General features: G+C 67.2%; 13 protein-coding genes. 8 read left to right on the top strand and 5 right to left on the bottom strand.

The annotated features are described in order from the left end of the window. The first annotated feature begins 3 nt into the window (after nucleotides 1–3). From WG901_RS07410 to WG901_RS07400, 3 genes are read left to right on the top strand one after another with little or no spacing between them, the layout of a single operon-like run. Nucleotides 4–984 (top strand): alpha/beta hydrolase, encoded by a 981-nt coding sequence (locus tag WG901_RS07410; RefSeq protein ID WP_339586367.1) that lies wholly within the window; start codon nucleotides 4–6, stop codon nucleotides 982–984. Continuing rightward, a complete protein-coding gene (locus tag WG901_RS07405; protein WP_339586366.1) occupies nucleotides 981–2546 on the top strand; it encodes a carboxylesterase/lipase family protein in 1566 nt (521 codons plus the stop codon). The genes WG901_RS07410 and WG901_RS07405 overlap by 4 nt, the downstream gene beginning before the upstream one ends. Continuing rightward, nucleotides 2543–3613 carry a hypothetical protein gene (locus WG901_RS07400; protein WP_339586365.1) on the top strand — a complete coding sequence of 357 codons (1071 nt, stop codon included), beginning with the start codon at nucleotides 2543–2545 and terminating at the stop codon, nucleotides 3611–3613. The genes WG901_RS07405 and WG901_RS07400 overlap by 4 nt, the downstream gene beginning before the upstream one ends. Before the next feature lie 4 nt (nucleotides 3614–3617). Here the strand turns inward: WG901_RS07400 and WG901_RS07395 are convergent, their stop codons facing one another. Together WG901_RS07395 and WG901_RS07390 are read right to left on the bottom strand one after the other, a co-directional pair. Continuing rightward, nucleotides 3618–4064, bottom strand: coding sequence for a c-type cytochrome (locus tag WG901_RS07395; protein WP_339586364.1), 447 nt, complete (start codon nucleotides 4062–4064; stop codon nucleotides 3618–3620). Nucleotides 4065–4069: 5 nt separating this feature from the next. Next, nucleotides 4070–5662, bottom strand: coding sequence for a flavin monoamine oxidase family protein (locus WG901_RS07390; protein ID WP_339586363.1), 1593 nt, complete (start codon nucleotides 5660–5662; stop codon nucleotides 4070–4072). 430 nt (nucleotides 5663–6092) lie between these two features. Between WG901_RS07390 and WG901_RS07385 the strand changes: the two genes are divergently transcribed. Together WG901_RS07385 and WG901_RS07380 are read left to right on the top strand one after the other, a co-directional pair. Beyond that, nucleotides 6093–7721 carry an ATP-binding response regulator gene (locus tag WG901_RS07385; protein ID WP_339586362.1) on the top strand — a complete coding sequence of 543 codons (1629 nt, stop codon included), beginning with the start codon at nucleotides 6093–6095 and terminating at the stop codon, nucleotides 7719–7721. Continuing rightward, nucleotides 7714–8640 carry a response regulator transcription factor gene (locus tag WG901_RS07380; RefSeq protein WP_339586361.1) on the top strand — a complete coding sequence of 309 codons (927 nt, stop codon included), beginning with the start codon at nucleotides 7714–7716 and terminating at the stop codon, nucleotides 8638–8640. The genes WG901_RS07385 and WG901_RS07380 overlap by 8 nt, the downstream gene beginning before the upstream one ends. Nucleotides 8641–8668: 28 nt before the next feature. On the opposite strand, the gene WG901_RS07375 is transcribed toward WG901_RS07380, so the two are convergent. Both WG901_RS07375 and WG901_RS07370 read right to left on the bottom strand, forming a co-directional pair. Then, nucleotides 8669–9181: a Rid family hydrolase gene (locus WG901_RS07375; protein ID WP_339586360.1), complete on the bottom strand. Its 513-nt coding sequence runs from the start codon at nucleotides 9179–9181 to the stop codon at nucleotides 8669–8671. Nucleotides 9182–9216: 35 nt separating this feature from the next. Continuing rightward, nucleotides 9217–10368: an FAD-dependent oxidoreductase gene (locus WG901_RS07370; protein ID WP_339586359.1), complete on the bottom strand. Its 1152-nt coding sequence runs from the start codon at nucleotides 10366–10368 to the stop codon at nucleotides 9217–9219. 360 nt (nucleotides 10369–10728) lie between these two features. On the opposite strand from WG901_RS07370, the gene WG901_RS07365 reads away from it, so the two are divergent. From WG901_RS07365 to WG901_RS07355, 3 genes are all read left to right on the top strand, one after another. Then, entirely contained in the window at nucleotides 10729–13392 is a 2664-nt protein-coding gene (locus WG901_RS07365; protein ID WP_339586358.1) for a TonB-dependent receptor plug domain-containing protein, read from the top strand. Between the two features lie 66 nt (nucleotides 13393–13458). Continuing rightward, the gene (locus tag WG901_RS07360; protein WP_339586357.1) at nucleotides 13459–13962 is read left to right on the top strand and encodes a Rid family hydrolase; all 504 of its coding nucleotides are present in this window, start codon (nucleotides 13459–13461) and stop codon (nucleotides 13960–13962) included. Nucleotides 13963–14239: 277 nt separating this feature from the next. Further along, nucleotides 14240–14599 carry a c-type cytochrome gene (locus WG901_RS07355; RefSeq protein ID WP_339586356.1) on the top strand — a complete coding sequence of 120 codons (360 nt, stop codon included), beginning with the start codon at nucleotides 14240–14242 and terminating at the stop codon, nucleotides 14597–14599. A 125-nt stretch (nucleotides 14600–14724) separates the two neighbouring features. On the opposite strand, the gene WG901_RS07350 is transcribed toward WG901_RS07355, so the two are convergent. Continuing rightward, nucleotides 14725–15051 (bottom strand): UrcA family protein, encoded by a 327-nt coding sequence (locus WG901_RS07350; RefSeq protein ID WP_339586355.1) that lies wholly within the window; start codon nucleotides 15049–15051, stop codon nucleotides 14725–14727. Between the last annotated feature and the right edge of the window lie 232 nt (nucleotides 15052–15283).

The raw sequence follows: 15283 nt of genomic DNA, 5'->3' as shown, positions 1-15283 counted from the left end.
CATATGATCCGAAACGCAATCTGCGGCGCGATGAGCCTTGCCACGGTGCTTGTCTCCGCTCCGGTTCAGGCGGCCCCGGCGCGCGATTTCCCGACCGCGGCCGAGCCGGTGCTCGAAGATCGCTTCCCCAATCCCGCCGTGAGTTTCCCGGGTGGCGTCTCGGCCTGGCGCGACGTGGCCTACCAGACCCTGCCCGGCTACCGCCCGCAGATCGTCGACGTCTACGTGCCTGCGGGCAAGGGGCCGCACCCGCTGGTGCTCTATATCCACGGCGGCGGCTGGATGGGCGGGCACACGCGCCACTCGGGCGCCTTGGCCGATTTCCCGAAGGTGCTCGCCAGGCTCGCGGCCGAGGGCTTCACCGTGGCGAGCCTCGAATACCGGCTTTCGGGCGAGGCGCGTTTCCCGGCGCAGCTCCAGGACGCCAATGCCGCGCTGCGCTTCCTCCGCGCTCATGCCGCGCAGTACAAGATCGACACCACGCGGGTCGGTCTCTGGGGCGGCTCGGCCGGCGGCCATCTGGCGGCGCTGACCGCGCTGACCTGCCGCGATACCGCGCTCGATCCCGCCGCGGCGCAGGACGGCTGCGTGCAGGCCGCGGTGACCTGGTACGGCGTCTACGACTTCGCGACGATGCGCGAGGCCACCACCCCCGACGCCCCCGGCGCGCGGTTGCTCGGTTGCACCGGCCCCTGTCCCGCCGAAGCGCTACGCAAGGTCAGCCCGGACAGCTACATCGACGCCAAGGACCCGCCGTTCCTGCTGATCCATGGCACCGAGGACAAGGTCGTTCCCGTCGGCCAGTCGCACGTCGGTGAGGCTGCCCTGCGCCGGGCCGGGGTGCCGGTCGAGGCGATCTACATCGACGGCGTCGACCACAGCTTCATCGGCAAGACCCCGGCGCAGACGCGCGAGGCGACGCTGCGCGCGACCAATGCCACCTTCGACTTCTTCCATGCGAAGCTGGGAGTTCCGGCAAAGTGATCCGCCGCGCGCTTACTGCCGCGCTGTTGGCGCTGGCCGCGCCGCTCGCCGCTCAGCCCGTCGCGGTCGACGGCGGCGCGGTCGAGGGCGTGACGCTGCCCTCGGGCGTCAAGGCCTGGCTCGGCGTGCCTTTCGCCGCGCCGCCGCTGCGCGAACTGCGCTGGAAGCCGCCGCAGCCGGTCGCGCCTTGGCAGGGTGTGCTGCACGCCGACCGCTATGCTGCCGAATGCCTGCAGCCGCTGCGCTCGCCGCGGCAGAACCACTATTTCGGCAACGAGGCGACGAGCGAGGATTGTCTCTACCTCAACGTCTGGGCGCCCGCCGGCGCGCAGAAGCGGCCCGTGATCGTCTGGGTCTACGGCGGCGGCTTCAACATCGGCTCGGCGAGCATGGCCAACTATTCGGGCGAGCCGCTGGCCCAGGCCGGCGTCGTCCGCGTCAACATCGCCTACCGCGTCGGGCCGCTCGGCTTTCTCGCGCACCCCGAATTGAGCCGCGAATCCGGCTATGGCGCCTCGGGCAACTATGGCCTGATGGATCAGATTGCCGCGCTCGAATGGATCAAGCGCAACATCGCCAGATTCGGCGGCGATCCCGATAACGTGACGATCGCCGGCCAGTCGGCGGGCTCGATGTCGGTCGCGCTGCTGCAGATGAGCCCTGCCGCGAAAGGCCTCTTCGCCCGCGTCGCCGGCATGAGCGGCAGTCCGTTCGGCGGCATGCTCGGCCCTTCGCCGCTGGCCAAGGCCGAAGCCCAGGGGCTGGCCTTGCAGAAGGACCTCGGCGCTGCCTCGCTCGCCGATCTGCGCGCTCTGCCCGGCGACAAGGTCACCGCGGCGCTGACGCCGCGCGATCCGATCGTGATCGACGGCCGTATCGTGACCGGCAGCGCCGAAGAGGTTTTCGCTGCCGGCCGCCAGAACGACGTGCCGCTGCTGATCGGTTATACCCGCGACGAGAGTTTCGGCCCGCTCGGTCCGGTCAAGGACGCCGCGGCCCTGGCCGATGCGGTCCGCGCGCGGTTCGGGGCCGAGGGGGATGCGATACTCGCTGCCTATCGGAACGGCGATCCCGCGCGCGCCGCCGCCGACATCGCGCGCGACGCCAGCGTCGGGCGGCAGATGGCCGACTGGGCGCGTTTCCAGCAGAGCCACGGCAAGGCGCCCGCCTATGCCTATCTGTTCACGCGCCGGCAGCCCTATGCCCCTGGCGTGACTTTCAGCGATCACGATCCGGCGACGGTCGGCGCCTATCACACGGGCGACGTGCCCTACTGGCTGCGTACGCGCGAGGCGCTGAACCTGTTCCGCACGACGCGTACCTGGGAGCCGGCGGACCTGTCGCTCGAAGCAGAGATGTCGGACGCGCTGCTGGCCTTCGCGCGCGACGGCCGCCCGGTCAGCACGAAACTAGGCGCCTGGCCGGCTTTCGTGCCGGGCAAGCCGCGGCTGGTCTGGCTCGGCGAGGAATCACACCCCATCGCCTGGCCGCACTATGCCGACATGGCCAAGCTGCGGACGGCCTCGCCGGCAGCCCGCACGCCGGGCAGGCCACGCGATTGATCGGGCTCGTCCTCGCAGCGGCGCTGGCCGGTGCAACGCCTGACGTCGCTTGCGGGGCCGACAGCGAGTTCGCCTATGTCTGCGGCCCGGAGCGTCCCGAGGACGTGCTGGCTCTGCCGGGCACGCCCTGGCTGATTGCCAGCGGCTTCGCGCGGGGCGCCGGGCTCAAGCTCGTCGACACGCGCGGGCGGTCCTTCCGCAAGTGGTTTACGGGCACGCCCGATCAGATCGCTCCCGACCGCAAGCGCTTCGCGCAATGCCCGGGGCCGGTCGATCCCGCGCTGTTCAACGCGCGCGGACTGTCGCTGCGCGAAGTCGCACCCGGCCGCTGGCAACTGCTCGTCGTGAACCACGGCGGTCGCGAGTCGATCGAGGTGTTCGAGGTGCGCGCCGGGGGGGCCGAGCCGAGCGTGACCTGGCGCGGCTGCCTGCCGATGCCCGAGGGGCAGGTGGCCAACAGCGTCGCGAGCTTCGCCGACGGCACCGTCCTTGTCACCGTGCTCACCCGACCGGGCACGGTCATCGCCGATTTCGTCCAGGGGCGGACGACCGGCGCGGTCTGGCAATGGGCGCCCGGCGCCAGCGGCTTCGTCCAGCTTCCCGGCACCAAGCTTCCCGGCAACAATGGCCTCGAAGTCGACCCCGACGACCAGCGCTTCTACGTCGTCGCCTTCGGCTGGCACGCGGTCATGGTGTTCGACCGGCGGCAGCCTGGCGGCCCGATCGAGCGGATCGAGGCGCCGGACTTCATGCCCGACAACATCCATTGGACCGGTGGTCGTCTGCTGCTGGCAGGCATGCGCTACGACGAGCCGGCCTGCGGTGGCCTGCGCAAGATCGTCGACGGCAAGGCCGATCCCATGCTCTGCCATCGCGGCTGGGTGGTGGGCGAACTCGATCTGCAGAACCGGCGCATCGCGACCTTCGCTTACGGCCGCCCGCAGGCAAGTTTCAACGGCCTGTCCAGCGCTGCGCTGCTGAACGACGAGCTCTGGCTCGGCTCGTTCCAGTCCGACCGGCTTGCCGTCCTGCGCCCGGCAGATCGGCAGGACGGGCCGGCACAGTAGCCCCTTACTGCGGGCGCGCGGCCTTGGCGTCGGCCGGCGTCATCCGGTCCTTGTAGCGGTTGCCGAAATGGGTGCGGACGTAGTTGGTGACGTCGGCCGCCTGCTCGTCGGTCATCATCCGGCCGAGCGGCGGCATGCCGTTCATGCCTTGCATCATCACCGAGAGGACGTAGCCGCCCGCCTCGAGCTTCGGGTTCTTGGCGAGCGCGGGATACATGCCGGCGCCCTCCGCGCCTTTGGCATCGGGCATGTGGCAGGCTGCGCAGACGTTGCGATACATCGCCTCGCCGCTGGTCTCGCCGAACTTGTCGCGGCCGGTGAACACGCCGGTCGCGGCGGCGTCGCCCTGAAGCGGGGCCGGCGCGGCGGCGATCTCGGTGGTCATCGTGCCCAGCGCGGTGGCTGCGGCGGCGATCAGGAAAAGGGTCTTGCGCTGCATCTTGATCGTCATGGGGATCAGGCCGCCTGTACGTGTTGATGGAGCCGGGTGATGGCGTCGATCGCCGAGGTGATGCCGCCTTCCTGCCAGCCGCCGTAGTAGGAGGCGTGTTCGCCCGCGAGCATGATCCGGCCGTCCATCGCGCAGAGGTTCTTGTAGTGCTCGGCGCGCGCTTCCTCGCTCCACTGGCCGAAGCAGCCGAGCACCCAGGGCACGCGGTGCCAGCCGACCGAGACGCCGCCGACGAACTCGCTCTTGAACTGCGTATGGATCTGCGAGCCCCATTCGAGCACCCGCGCGATGCGTTCCTGCGGGCTCAGCGCGGTCAGCTCGTAGCCGGGCACGCCGCCCGTATAGGCGGCGAGCAGGACGCCGGGGCCTTTCGCGCCGTAATTGCTGCTCGGATAGGAGATCTGGCTGTTGGGCAGGTCGGTATAGGAAATGCCGCCATAGATCTGGTCGTCCTGCTCCCAGAAGCGGCGCTTGAACTCGAGGCCGACCTTGCAACTCGTCGAATAGGGGATCGAACGGATCGCCGCGGCGAGTTCGGGGCCGACGTTCATCTCGATCTGCGCCAGGATCGGCAGCGGGATCGTGCAGATGCAATAGTCGGCGCTGGCGGTCATCTTCGCACCCGACTTGGTGTCGAGGTAGTTGACCGTGACGCCGGCCTCGCTCTGCTGGATCGCGGTGACCTTGCTGTTCAGCCGCACGACCTTGCCGACCGCGCGCTCGAAGCCCTTGGCGACCTCGCCCATGCCGCCGACCGGCTGGAAGATCGAGAACTCGTGATCCCAGGTGAGATTGCCGGCGATCGAGCGCCACAGGCCCGAGCGCAGCACGGTCTCGGCGGTCATCGGCTGGGACGGGATCGGCTCGGCGGTCAGGCCGCCGCCGGGCTCCTTGTCCCAGCCGCGCCGGTTGCTGGACTCGCGGCCCTTCACATAGCGGAAGTCCTTGTCGAGCGCGCCCCAGGAGCGAAGCGACTCGAGCAGGATCTCGCCGTCTTCCTTGGATATCGTGTCGGCCAGCGCGCCCTTGTTGACCGCCTTCGACAGCAGTTCGCCGACGTGGCCGTAATAGTCGGCCTGGATGTGCCGGAAGCGTTGCGGCTTGCCGTCGAAGGCTTTGGTCGAGTGGACGTAGGCGTTGTAGTTGACCTGCATGAACGGTTCGAGGCCGATGCCCAGCTCGTGGCAATAGTGGATCAGGCCGTGGTGGTGCCAGGGGATGCGCCAGGGACCGGGGTTGATGTAGTTGCCCGCCGAGAAGCCGACCTTCTGCGTCGCGCCGCCGAGTTCGGTGTAGGTGTCGCCGCCCGCCAGGGTCCACGAACGGCCGCCGACGCGATCCTGGTATTCGAGGATCTGCACCTGATAGCCGGCGCGGCCGAGTTCGAGCGCGGCGGTCATGCCGGCCACGCCCGCGCCGAGGATCAGCACCGACTTGCCTTTGGCGCTGCCGTCGAGCTTGACCGGTCCCTTGAAGTTCGAGGCCTTGGCCTGGTCGAAGGCGCCCATCGCCATATACATCGCGGTACCGCCCGCCGCGGCGCCGATGAGGCTGAGCAGATCGCGCTTGCTCATCCCCGGGTTGAGGTTTTGCGACATTGTTCGTTTTGCCCCCGTGTGCGGCGCCAGCGGCGTCGCCTCGGCACCGACATCGGGCGGCGATCGGCAAATGTTGATACGCCTTTGTGCGCATTTCGGGCGGCGCAGTGCAGCGCGAGACTGCCGTCGCCCAATGCCTCTCCAGCGGCTCGATTCGGGAATTTCCCCCAATTGGACCTGTCGAGGTTGAAGCAATTCCGCGGTCGGGCGGTCTGAAAACGAAGCGCTTGCCAAGATGGTTGTGCGGTGCAACATTCGTCACGCAAGTGCAAAAATGAAGATCCCCGCTTGAGGGCATTGGGTTTCATGGGTCGCAGTCACGCACGTCGCAGAACGTCGAGTTGGTCTCGTCCGAATGTCGCATCCGCGATCGGGGAGCTCTGACTCTCCGATGATGCTGCGCCGCAATACGAACTGGCTTCGACGCGGCATGCAGGCCCCGGAAAACCCCTGGCGCATCGGCATGCTCCGCGCCGCGCCGATGTTCGCGCTGGCCCTGGCTTTGATCGCCATCGCCGCCAATTTCGCAGCCGAGTTCTCCACCGCCGACGACACGCAGATGCACGTCCTCGGCCTCGTCTGCCTGACCGCAATCTGCGTCGTCACCGCCGCCGCGCTGGTGCGCGAGGGGACGCGGCTGGGCGTCGCCGTGGCGACCGACGGGACCGCGGACCTGCTGAGCCGGGAGAAGCAGGCGGCGGAAGCCGCCAACCTCGCGAAGAGCCGCTATCTGGCGGGCGTCAGCCACGAGATCCGCTCGCCGCTCAATGCCATCTATGGCTATGCGCAGCTGATGGAGCGCGGCGATCAGGTCTCTTCGCGCGAGGCGGCGCGGGTGATCCGCCGCTCGGCCGAACATCTGACGAGCTTGGTCGACGGGCTGCTCGACATCAGCCAGCTCGAGAACGGGATCATGCGCGTCAAGCACGACACCGTGCGCTTCGAGGAGTTCCTCGACCAGATCTTCTGGATGCTGCGGCCCAGCGCCCAGGCGAAAGGGCTCGAGTTCCGCGCCGACTATCCCGAGCGCCTGCCCGAATATGTCCGGATCGATCAGAGCCGGCTGCGGCAGGTGCTGATCAATCTCCTGTCCAACGCGATCAAGTTCACCGAGGCCGGGTCGGTCGTGTTCAAGGTCCGCTATGCCGGTCAGATCGCGACGTTCGAGGTGATCGACACGGGTCCCGGCATACGCGACGAGGATCGCGAGCGCATCTTCGATCCGTTCGAGCGCGGCGGTCATGCCGGCGGGCCGGTGCAACCCGGCGCCGGGCTCGGCCTGTCGATCACCCAGGCGATCGTCCAGATCCTGGGGGGCGACCTCGCTTTCGAAAGCATGCCGGGTGAGGGCAGTCGCTTCAAGGTGGCCCTTATGCTCGGCCAGGTCGCGGGGCGGGTGGGGGAACTGGCCCCCGCGCGCAGCATCGTCGGCTACGAGGGGCCGCGCCGTTCGATCCTTGTGGTCGACGACGACATCCAGCAGCTCTCGTTCCTGCGCAGCCTTCTCGAATCGCTGGGCTTCGACGTTGCCGCGGTGCCCAACGGCGAGACCGCGGTCGCGCTCTGCGCCGGGCGCGGCTTCGATCTCGCCGTGCTCGACATCTCGCTGCCGGGCATGTCCGGCTGGGAGACCGCGGCCTATCTGCGTGAGAAGCTGGGCCGGGAGCTGCACATTGTCATGCTCTCGGCCAACGTCCAGGAATTCCACAAGCCCGAGACGACGGTGATCGTCCACGACCTCTTCCTGGTGAAGCCGGTCGAGTTCAACGCGCTGCTCGACGCCCTGGGCGGCCTGCTCAAGCTGTCGTGGCGCTGGGAAAGCCGCGAGGCGGCCCCGGGCCCGCTTCGCGCGCCGATCAGCGGCCTGTCCGAGCTGGCGATGGTCCACGTCGAGCGGCTGCGCGACCTGCTGCGCATCGGCCACATCCGCGGCGTCGAGGCAGAGATCGTCGCGCTCGACGATGCCGCTCCCGAAGCGCGCGAACTGATCGCGCAGCTCTACGACTATCTCGATCGCTTCGACCTTTCCGCCATGAAGAGGAAACTGGACAATGTCTGACATGGCCGTGGCGCCGCGGCCCGACACCGTGCTCGTGATCGACGACGAGCCGGATTCGCTGCGGATGCTGACCGCGATGCTCGAAACCGCCGACCTGACCGTGCTGATCGCCACTTCGGGTGCCAACGCGCTCGAGGTGCTCCATCACGTCAAGCCCGACCTGATCCTGATGGATGCGGTCATGCCCGGGATCGACGGCTTCGAGACCACCGCGCGGATCAAGCGCGATCCCGTTCTGACCTCGATCCCGGTGATCTTCATGACCGGGCTGACCGAGCCCGAGCACGTCATCGAGGCCTTCGAGGTGGGCGGCGTCGACTATGTCCGCAAGCCGATCCAGTGGCAGGAACTGCTGGCGCGCGTGCGGGCACACATGGCGCAAAGCCGCGCGGTCCATGCCAGCGTCACCGGTCTCGACGCGACCGGGCGGATGATGATGGCGACCGACGGTGACGGTCGGCTGCTCTGGTGCACGCCCCTGGCCGAGCGCGCGATCGGCCGGGTCGCGCCGGGCTGGACCCGCGGCGACACGGTGCTGCCGCCCCTGCTGCGCGGCGGCGTGCGCCGGCTGCTCTCGCAGGAGAACGGCAACGGCGCCACGTTGCGCATCGACCAGCCGCACGGCGCCTTCGAACTCGTCGTGGTCGACAAGCTGCGCGGCGACGAGGTCTTGATCCAGCTCACCGAGCTCGATCCCAAGCGCGACGTTTCGCGCCTGCAGAGCGGCCTCAACATCACCCAGCGCGAGGCCGAGGTCCTGCTGTGGGTCAGCTACGGGAAGTCCAATTCGGATATCAGCGACGTGCTGACGATCAGCCCGCGCACGGTGCAGAAGCACCTCGAGCACATCTACGAGAAGATCGGGGTGGAGACGCGGTCCTCGGCCGCGGCGGTCGCGATCAAGATGATCGGGCGGTGATCCTCCCCGTGCCGGGAAGGAAGAACGCTCACCCAGCGCGCTTGGCGGCGATGGCCTCGATCTCGATCAGGTAGTGCGGGCCGACCAGCGCCGCCACCTGGAATGTCGAGCGGGCAACCGTGACCGGCGTCTCGGGCGTGCCGAAGAAAGCCTTGAAGCCCTCGTTCGCGCCGGCGAAGTCCATCTTGCCGGTCCGCGGATCGGGAGCGACGAACAGCGACAGCTTGACCGTGTCCGACAGCTTGTAGCCCTGCGATTCCAGGATCTGGCGGATCTTGCCGAGCGCGCTGATCGTCTGGGTCTTGGTGTCGCCCATCTCCTCGAGCGTCTTGACCTCGGCCATCGGCTTGGCGGGGTCGACGGGCGAGGCGAGCTGGCCCGAGACGAAGATCAGTTCGCTGTCGCCGCTGACCTTCGCGGCGTCGAGGATCACGGCCTGTGGGTTGCTCTTGATCCGCGTCACCTGGGCCTGGGCGGCGGCGGGCAGCAGCGCGGCGGCGACCAGCGTAGGGATCGCGGCGGACAGAAGCTTGAAGCGCATGGGTCTTCTCCTTGTGATCTGGGGCGCGGTCTGGGTCAGAGCGCCGCGGCGGCGGGCCTCGGCCGGAAGGCGCGTGCGACGACCTCGATCGAGGCGCGCGCGGCGGCGTGGTCGGGCTCTTCGTTGGGATCGTTGAAGCCGAAGCTTTCGTCGGCGCCGAGCGCCTGGACGAGGATGCCGTCGCGCCGCGCCAGCAGCGAGACGTGGTCGTACTGGATGCCATAGTCGACCTGGCTCTGCGGCAGCAGCCAGGCGATCTGGCCGCGTACGGGGATGACGCTCTCGTCCTTCATCAGCGCGCGGGCGCCGTAGCCGGTGCAGTTGACGATCACCTTCTCGCGGATCCGCGCAAAGTCGGCGGGGGCCTTGAATTCCATCGGCACGAAGCGCCCGCCGGCCAGCAGGAAATCGCTCTCGAGCTGGTGGAACAGGTCGGCGACGTTGAACCGCATCGTGCTCGTCCGCCGCGCGAAGGACACGGGGAAGGGGTGGCTGCCGCTGGTCAGATCGTCCTGCCGCGGCACGAGGTCGCTGACCCGGTCCTTGTAGTCGACGAAGCTGTCGTTGCCGCCGCCGGGCATGGCGATGACGGTCTTCGGCCGCTTCTCGAACGGGGTGTCCGAAAGGGCATATTGATCGACCCATTCGACCGGCGTTCCGGCAAGGCCGAGGAACGACTGATGCACCGTGAACGTACGCCGGGTCATGCGCTCCCAGCGCGTCGCGAAGGCCTCGGTCGCGGCGCTTTCCATCGCCACGCGGCTATAGGGCGACCAGGTCCCGGTCGCGCGCGCCGAGCGCACGTCGGGGAAGCGGTCCTTGGCGTAGATCGTGACCTTGAGGCCCATGCGCTGCGCCGTGATCGCGGTGGTCATGCCGATCGCACCGGCACCGACCACCGCGATTTCGCGCGCGCCGGTCTGCATCACCAGCGGCAGGGCCTCCATGGCCGAGCCCCACGACAGCGACCAGCCGCTGCCGCCGTGGCCATAGTGATGCAGGACGGTCTTGCCCGCGATCGGCTCGATCTCGATCCGCGGACCTGCCGCGCGGAAGGGGCGCAGGCAGACGGTGACGCGGAACATGCGGTCGGTTCTGGCGGCGACCGGCATGAGGGCGGGCGGCGGCGAGAACAGGGTCTGGGCCAGGGCCGCCTGGCCGGACGCTGCCAGGCCAAGCGTGGTCAATCCCGCATTTCGTAGAACGGCCCGCCGATCGACCATGCCTCTGCGCACTCCTGCGGCTCCCGCTTCGCTGCCGCGGATGGCACGATTCGAGCGGGGTCCCGGTGCATCACTCTAGGTATCGCTCCGAAATGGACCCTACGCAGATCGGCGTATGGGCAAGCCCGGTGCTTTCGAGTGGATTGAAAGCTCAATCGGGTAGTCGCCACCTCGGGAGGGAAGCGTACTCGAGAGCAAAAGAGAAAAGCAGGTCGCCACTCGCTAAGTCCCGAGTGACCGAACCTGTGAAATGACGGGAGAGATGCGGCGAAACATGGGGGTCAACCAATGTCGCGTATCTCTAAAGTTGCCATAGCTGTTCTTATGGGTTCTACGGCGCTGGCCGTGAGCCAGGCGGCAAATGCCCAGTCCGGATCGATGGAAGTGCAGACTTCCGATACCACCTCCGGCGCAGATGATATCATCGTCACCGGCACGCGCGAGGTGGGCACCAAGGCGGCCGATGCGGCGGCGCCGATCCAGTTGCTCAGTTCAGCAGCACTCGAAAGGGTCGGCCAGCCGAACCTCAATCAGGCGCTGACTCAGATCGTCCCCTCGTTCACGGCGCAGACGCAGGGTACCGACATGGCCAGCTTCTCGCTGTCCGCGCGGCTTCGCGGCGTCAGCCCGAACCACACGCTGGTCATGGTCAACGGCAAGCGCCGTCACGGCAATTCGATCCTCCAGGTGATCAACGGTGCCTTCGGCGGCTCGGCCGCACCCTCGATCGACCTGATCCCGCCCGACATCGTCCAGCGCATCGAAATCCTTCAAGACGGTGCCGCTGCCCAATATGGCTCGGACGCCATCGCCGGCGTCATCAACATCATCCTCAAGAGCCAGGATTCGGGCATCACCGCGAAGGGCACCGTCGGTCAGTATTACGACAGCGAAGGCCTGCAGTACGCGATCAGCACCAATTTCGGCCTGCCCATCGGCAGCTCGGGTTTCGTCGACGTCAGCCTGTTCCACCGCTGGAACGACTTCACGACGATCGGCGACGGGCAGTTCCAGGCGGTCAACCTGACCGGCAACACCGTCACCAACGTCTCGGCCGCGTTCAAGCCGATCTACGACGCACTGAACGCGCGCAAGGGCACGGCCGGCATCAACGGCGGCCAGCCGCGCTCGACGCTCAACGTCATGTTCGTCAACGCCGGCTACGACTTCGGCGACGTCCAGTTCTATGCCTTCGGCGACGTGTCGCGCCGCCACGGCAAGGCGCTCCAGGGCTATCGCCAGCCGAACCGGGTCTGCGTCGACACGGCCAATCCCGCGACCTGTCTCCAGCGCACGATCACCGACGGCATGGTGCCGTGGATCGAGGTGATCTCGAACGAGTTCTCGGCCACGGGCGGTTTCCGTGGCGAGGTCAGCGAGTGGAACTGGGATCTCGGCTTCACCTATGCCGAGGACAAGGCCAAGATCCTCACGACGCATTCGGCCAATGCCTCGATGTTCACCAACACCTTCAACAGCGCCCGCGCCGCCTATCTGGCGGCCAACCCGGGCGCGAGCGCAACCTCGGCCGCGGCGATCGCGGCTGGGCAGGCCGGGGCGATCACGCCGTCCGATTTCTACGATGGCGACTTCAAGTTTACCCAGTTTGTCGGCCAGCTCGACGTCCGCCGCGAATTCGACGTCGGCTTCTCCGATCCGCTGACCTTCGCGGTGGGCGGCGAATATCGGCGGGAGACCTACACCATCGGCGCGGGCGACGACGCCTCGCGCTATTTCGAGGGCGGCCAGTCCTTCCCGGGCTACGCGCTCAGCGACGCCGGCAGCCTTAAGCGCGAAGCCGTGGCCGTCTACGGCAACGTGATCTTCAAGCCCGTGCCCGAATGGACCGTCGATATCGCCGGCCGCTTCGAGGACTATTCCGACTTCGGCAACACCGCGATCGGCAAGTTCACCACGCGTTACGACTTCAGCGACGCCTTCGCGCTGCGCGGCACGGTCAGCACGGGCTTCCGCGCTCCGTCGCTCCAGGAATCGGGCTATTCCGCGACCAACGTCGGTCCGACCAGCGCGACGATCCAACTCGCGCCGAGTTCGCCCGGCTCGGCCGCCGCCGGGTTCGGTGCGCTCAAGCCGGAAAAATCGTTCAACCTGTCGGGCGGCATGGTCTTCCGGCCGATCCCGCGCTTCGTCCTGACGCTCGACGGCTACTTCATCCGGATCAAGGACCGCATCGTGTCCTCGGGCTCGATCACCGGCCAGGATTCGCAGCCGTTCCCGACACCGGGCATCCGCCGCACGAACATCATCAACGGCGTCACCGCCTACGAACTCGTGCAGAACGCGATCCGGGCCAGCGGCAAGGCGCTCGATCCCACGGTGCTCCAGTCGGGCTCGCTGTCGATCCAGACCTTCACCAACGGCATCGACACCGAGACCTGGGGTCTCGAACTGTCGGCGCGCTATCCGGTCGAGACGAGCTTCGGCAAGCTCGACCTGTCGCTCGGCGCCAACTACAACAAGACCAAGGTCACCAACAGCCGCCTGGGCGCGCTGTTCAACCTGCAGTCCGAAGCGATCATCGAGCGGTCGAGCCCCGACTTCAAGACCGTGCTCGGTGCGCTTTTCACCAGCGGCGGCTTCTCGGCCAACGCGCGCGCGACCTATTACAGCAAGACCGTGGCGCTGGTTCAGCCCAACGGATTTTCGACCACGGTGCGGCCGGTTACCGGCGACGGCACGCCGGGCTACTACGAAGGCGTCATCAAGCCTGCGGTCATCGTCGACCTCGAGCTTGGCTACGATCTGACCGAGTTCCTCAACATCGCGGTCGGCGCGAACAACCTGTTCGACAAGAAGCCCGAGATTCCGGCGCTGGTGGCCGATTACAATGCATCGACGGCAGGCTGGTTGCTCGCGGGCCGTTCGCCTTACGTCAACGGCTCGGGCACGATCAACGCGCCCTATACCCACGGACCCTACGGCACCAACGGCGGCTACTACTACGCGCGCCTCACGCTCGATTTCTGACCAGGGCCGGGCAGGCGCGCAGCCCGCGCCTGCCCGGTGCTTCATCTTAGTCTCCGGGAGAAGATCATGCGAAATTCCAAGAGCCTTGCCGTTGGCCTCGCCGCCGCCTGCGCGCTGACGGCCGGTGTGGCCGAAGCCGCCCCTGCCAAGGCTCCGCTCGTGGTCGAGCGTACGGGCCAGCCGACGGGCGTCATCGCCAGCACGGCAACCGTGCCCGACGGCATGAAGACGGTCTACATCTCGGGTACCACGCCGTCGCCGCCCGATCCGGCCAAGCCCGAGGAACTCGGCGACACGCGCGCGCAGACGCTTTCGATCCTCACCAAGATGAAGGCCACGCTCGAGGGCATGGGCATGTCGATGGGCGACGTGGTGAAGATGACCGTGTTCCTCGTAGCGCCGACGCCCGGTGGCAAGATGGACTCGGCGGCGATGAACGACGTGTTCAAGACCTTCTTCGGCACGCCCGAACAGCCCAACAAGCCCACACGCTCGACCATCCAGATCGCCGCGCTGGGCCGCCCGACGATGTACGTCGAAATCGAGGCGATCGCCGCAAAGGCGCCCTGACGCTCTGCGAACTGACGAGACCACCCCGGGAGAAAGGGGCCTGAAAGGTACCGCCGAACAAGCGAGGGTACGGCGAAGCAGCAACTGCACGCCATAGATGATCGGAGACTACCGCGACTGAAGAAATTGCGCCATCGATGCGGCACGCGCCGCCGATTGCGACCGATACGATCCTGTGGTTGCGCCGGCGGGCGGCGCTGGTTGAAGGCGCACGAGTTTAACAACGAAGGACGAGTGGTCAGTGAAGATGAAGATGCGAATTGCCGGGGCTTTCAGCATGCTCGTAGCGGCCGGTTGCGCCACGGTTTCGCTGGCAGCGGGACCGGCGGGAGATCCGGTCAAGGGCAAGACGATCTTCGCGCGCTGCATGGCGTGCCACAAGATCGATGCCAGCAACACGTCAGGGCTCGGCCCCAATCTCAATCGTGTGGTCGGTCGTCGCGCCGGCGCCGTCGCGGGCTTCCGTTATTCGCCAGCGATGATGGCATCGGGTCGAGTCTGGAATGAGGCGGCGCTCGACGCCTATCTGGCTGCGCCGGCGCGCAATATTCCGGGCAATCGCATGGTCTTCCCCGGGCTGGCCAATCCGGTCGATCGCCAGAACGTGATCGCCTACATCAGGTCCGCCGCGAAGTAGCAAAACAGCGCTCGCGCACGCGCTACACACAAACGAAAACGCCGAAGCGCGCGAGCGCTCCGGCGTCGTTCGAGCGATCCGTGGGGCGTGCCATCCAGCCGATGGCGCGCCGGATCAGCGCGGGGTCACAGTCCCGTGTTGGAACCGAAGCGGCTCTGCGTGGCCCGGGCGGCGATCTGCTGCATCGTAGGCTGCACGTTGGACGCCATTTCGCGACGGCACTTGTAGTCGGGCGAAAGGTCCGCGCCCACCCGGTCACCGGGGTTGCAGGCGGCGGCGATCGCCTTGTCGATCCGGCCCTGCAGCTTGGCTACGCCATCGGGCGAGGTCAGGTCGAGGTCCGCGGACGAGACGTTGATCGAAACGGGCTCACGCGCCTTGGGGGCATCGGCCATGACGGCCGAGGACGCGAGCAGGGTAGCAGCCGCGATGGCGGCGCCGAGGTACTTCATACTACTCTCCTGCGAGTTATGTGTTCTTGATGAGATCTTGTTTTTTCGGATTTGCGTCAGGCTTATAGTCGGATTTTGACTCGACCTGCCTGTCAAGCGTTCTCGATTGCGCTCGGCCCGTGCTTAGTGAGAGTGCACTGCACCAACAAGCGCTAATTCATGCTGCACCGCAGAAATCAGCCACTTTTTAGACTTTATTGCCCTCGCGTGAGGACGTTTTCGTCAGAAAGTC

It is taken from the genome of Novosphingobium anseongense, from assembly GCF_037482895.1.
In the GTDB taxonomy this organism is placed as follows: Bacteria; Pseudomonadota; Alphaproteobacteria; order Sphingomonadales; family Sphingomonadaceae; genus Novosphingobium; species Novosphingobium anseongense.
This window is presented reverse-complemented; position numbering and strand designations above follow the sequence as displayed.

What these genes read in the sequence shown, in the direction of transcription:
- WG901_RS07410 (WP_339586367.1), top strand. Translation starts at nt 4, where the DNA reads ATGATCCGAAACGCAATCTGCGGCGCGATGAGCCTTGCCACGGTGCTT.
- WG901_RS07360 (WP_339586357.1), top strand. Translation starts at nt 13,459, where the DNA reads ATGCGAAATTCCAAGAGCCTTGCCGTTGGCCTCGCCGCCGCCTGCGCG.
- WG901_RS07355 (WP_339586356.1), top strand. Translation starts at nt 14,240, where the DNA reads ATGCTCGTAGCGGCCGGTTGCGCCACGGTTTCGCTGGCAGCGGGACCG.
- WG901_RS07395 (WP_339586364.1), bottom strand. Translation starts at nt 4,064, where the DNA reads ATGACGATCAAGATGCAGCGCAAGACCCTTTTCCTGATCGCCGCCGCA.
- WG901_RS07385 (WP_339586362.1), top strand. Translation starts at nt 6,093, where the DNA reads ATGCAGGCCCCGGAAAACCCCTGGCGCATCGGCATGCTCCGCGCCGCG.
- WG901_RS07380 (WP_339586361.1), top strand. Translation starts at nt 7,714, where the DNA reads ATGTCTGACATGGCCGTGGCGCCGCGGCCCGACACCGTGCTCGTGATC.
- WG901_RS07365 (WP_339586358.1), top strand. Translation starts at nt 10,729, where the DNA reads ATGGGTTCTACGGCGCTGGCCGTGAGCCAGGCGGCAAATGCCCAGTCC.
- WG901_RS07350 (WP_339586355.1), bottom strand. Translation starts at nt 15,051, where the DNA reads ATGAAGTACCTCGGCGCCGCCATCGCGGCTGCTACCCTGCTCGCGTCC.
- WG901_RS07390 (WP_339586363.1), bottom strand. Translation starts at nt 5,662, where the DNA reads ATGTCGCAAAACCTCAACCCGGGGATGAGCAAGCGCGATCTGCTCAGC.
- WG901_RS07375 (WP_339586360.1), bottom strand. Translation starts at nt 9,181, where the DNA reads ATGCGCTTCAAGCTTCTGTCCGCCGCGATCCCTACGCTGGTCGCCGCC.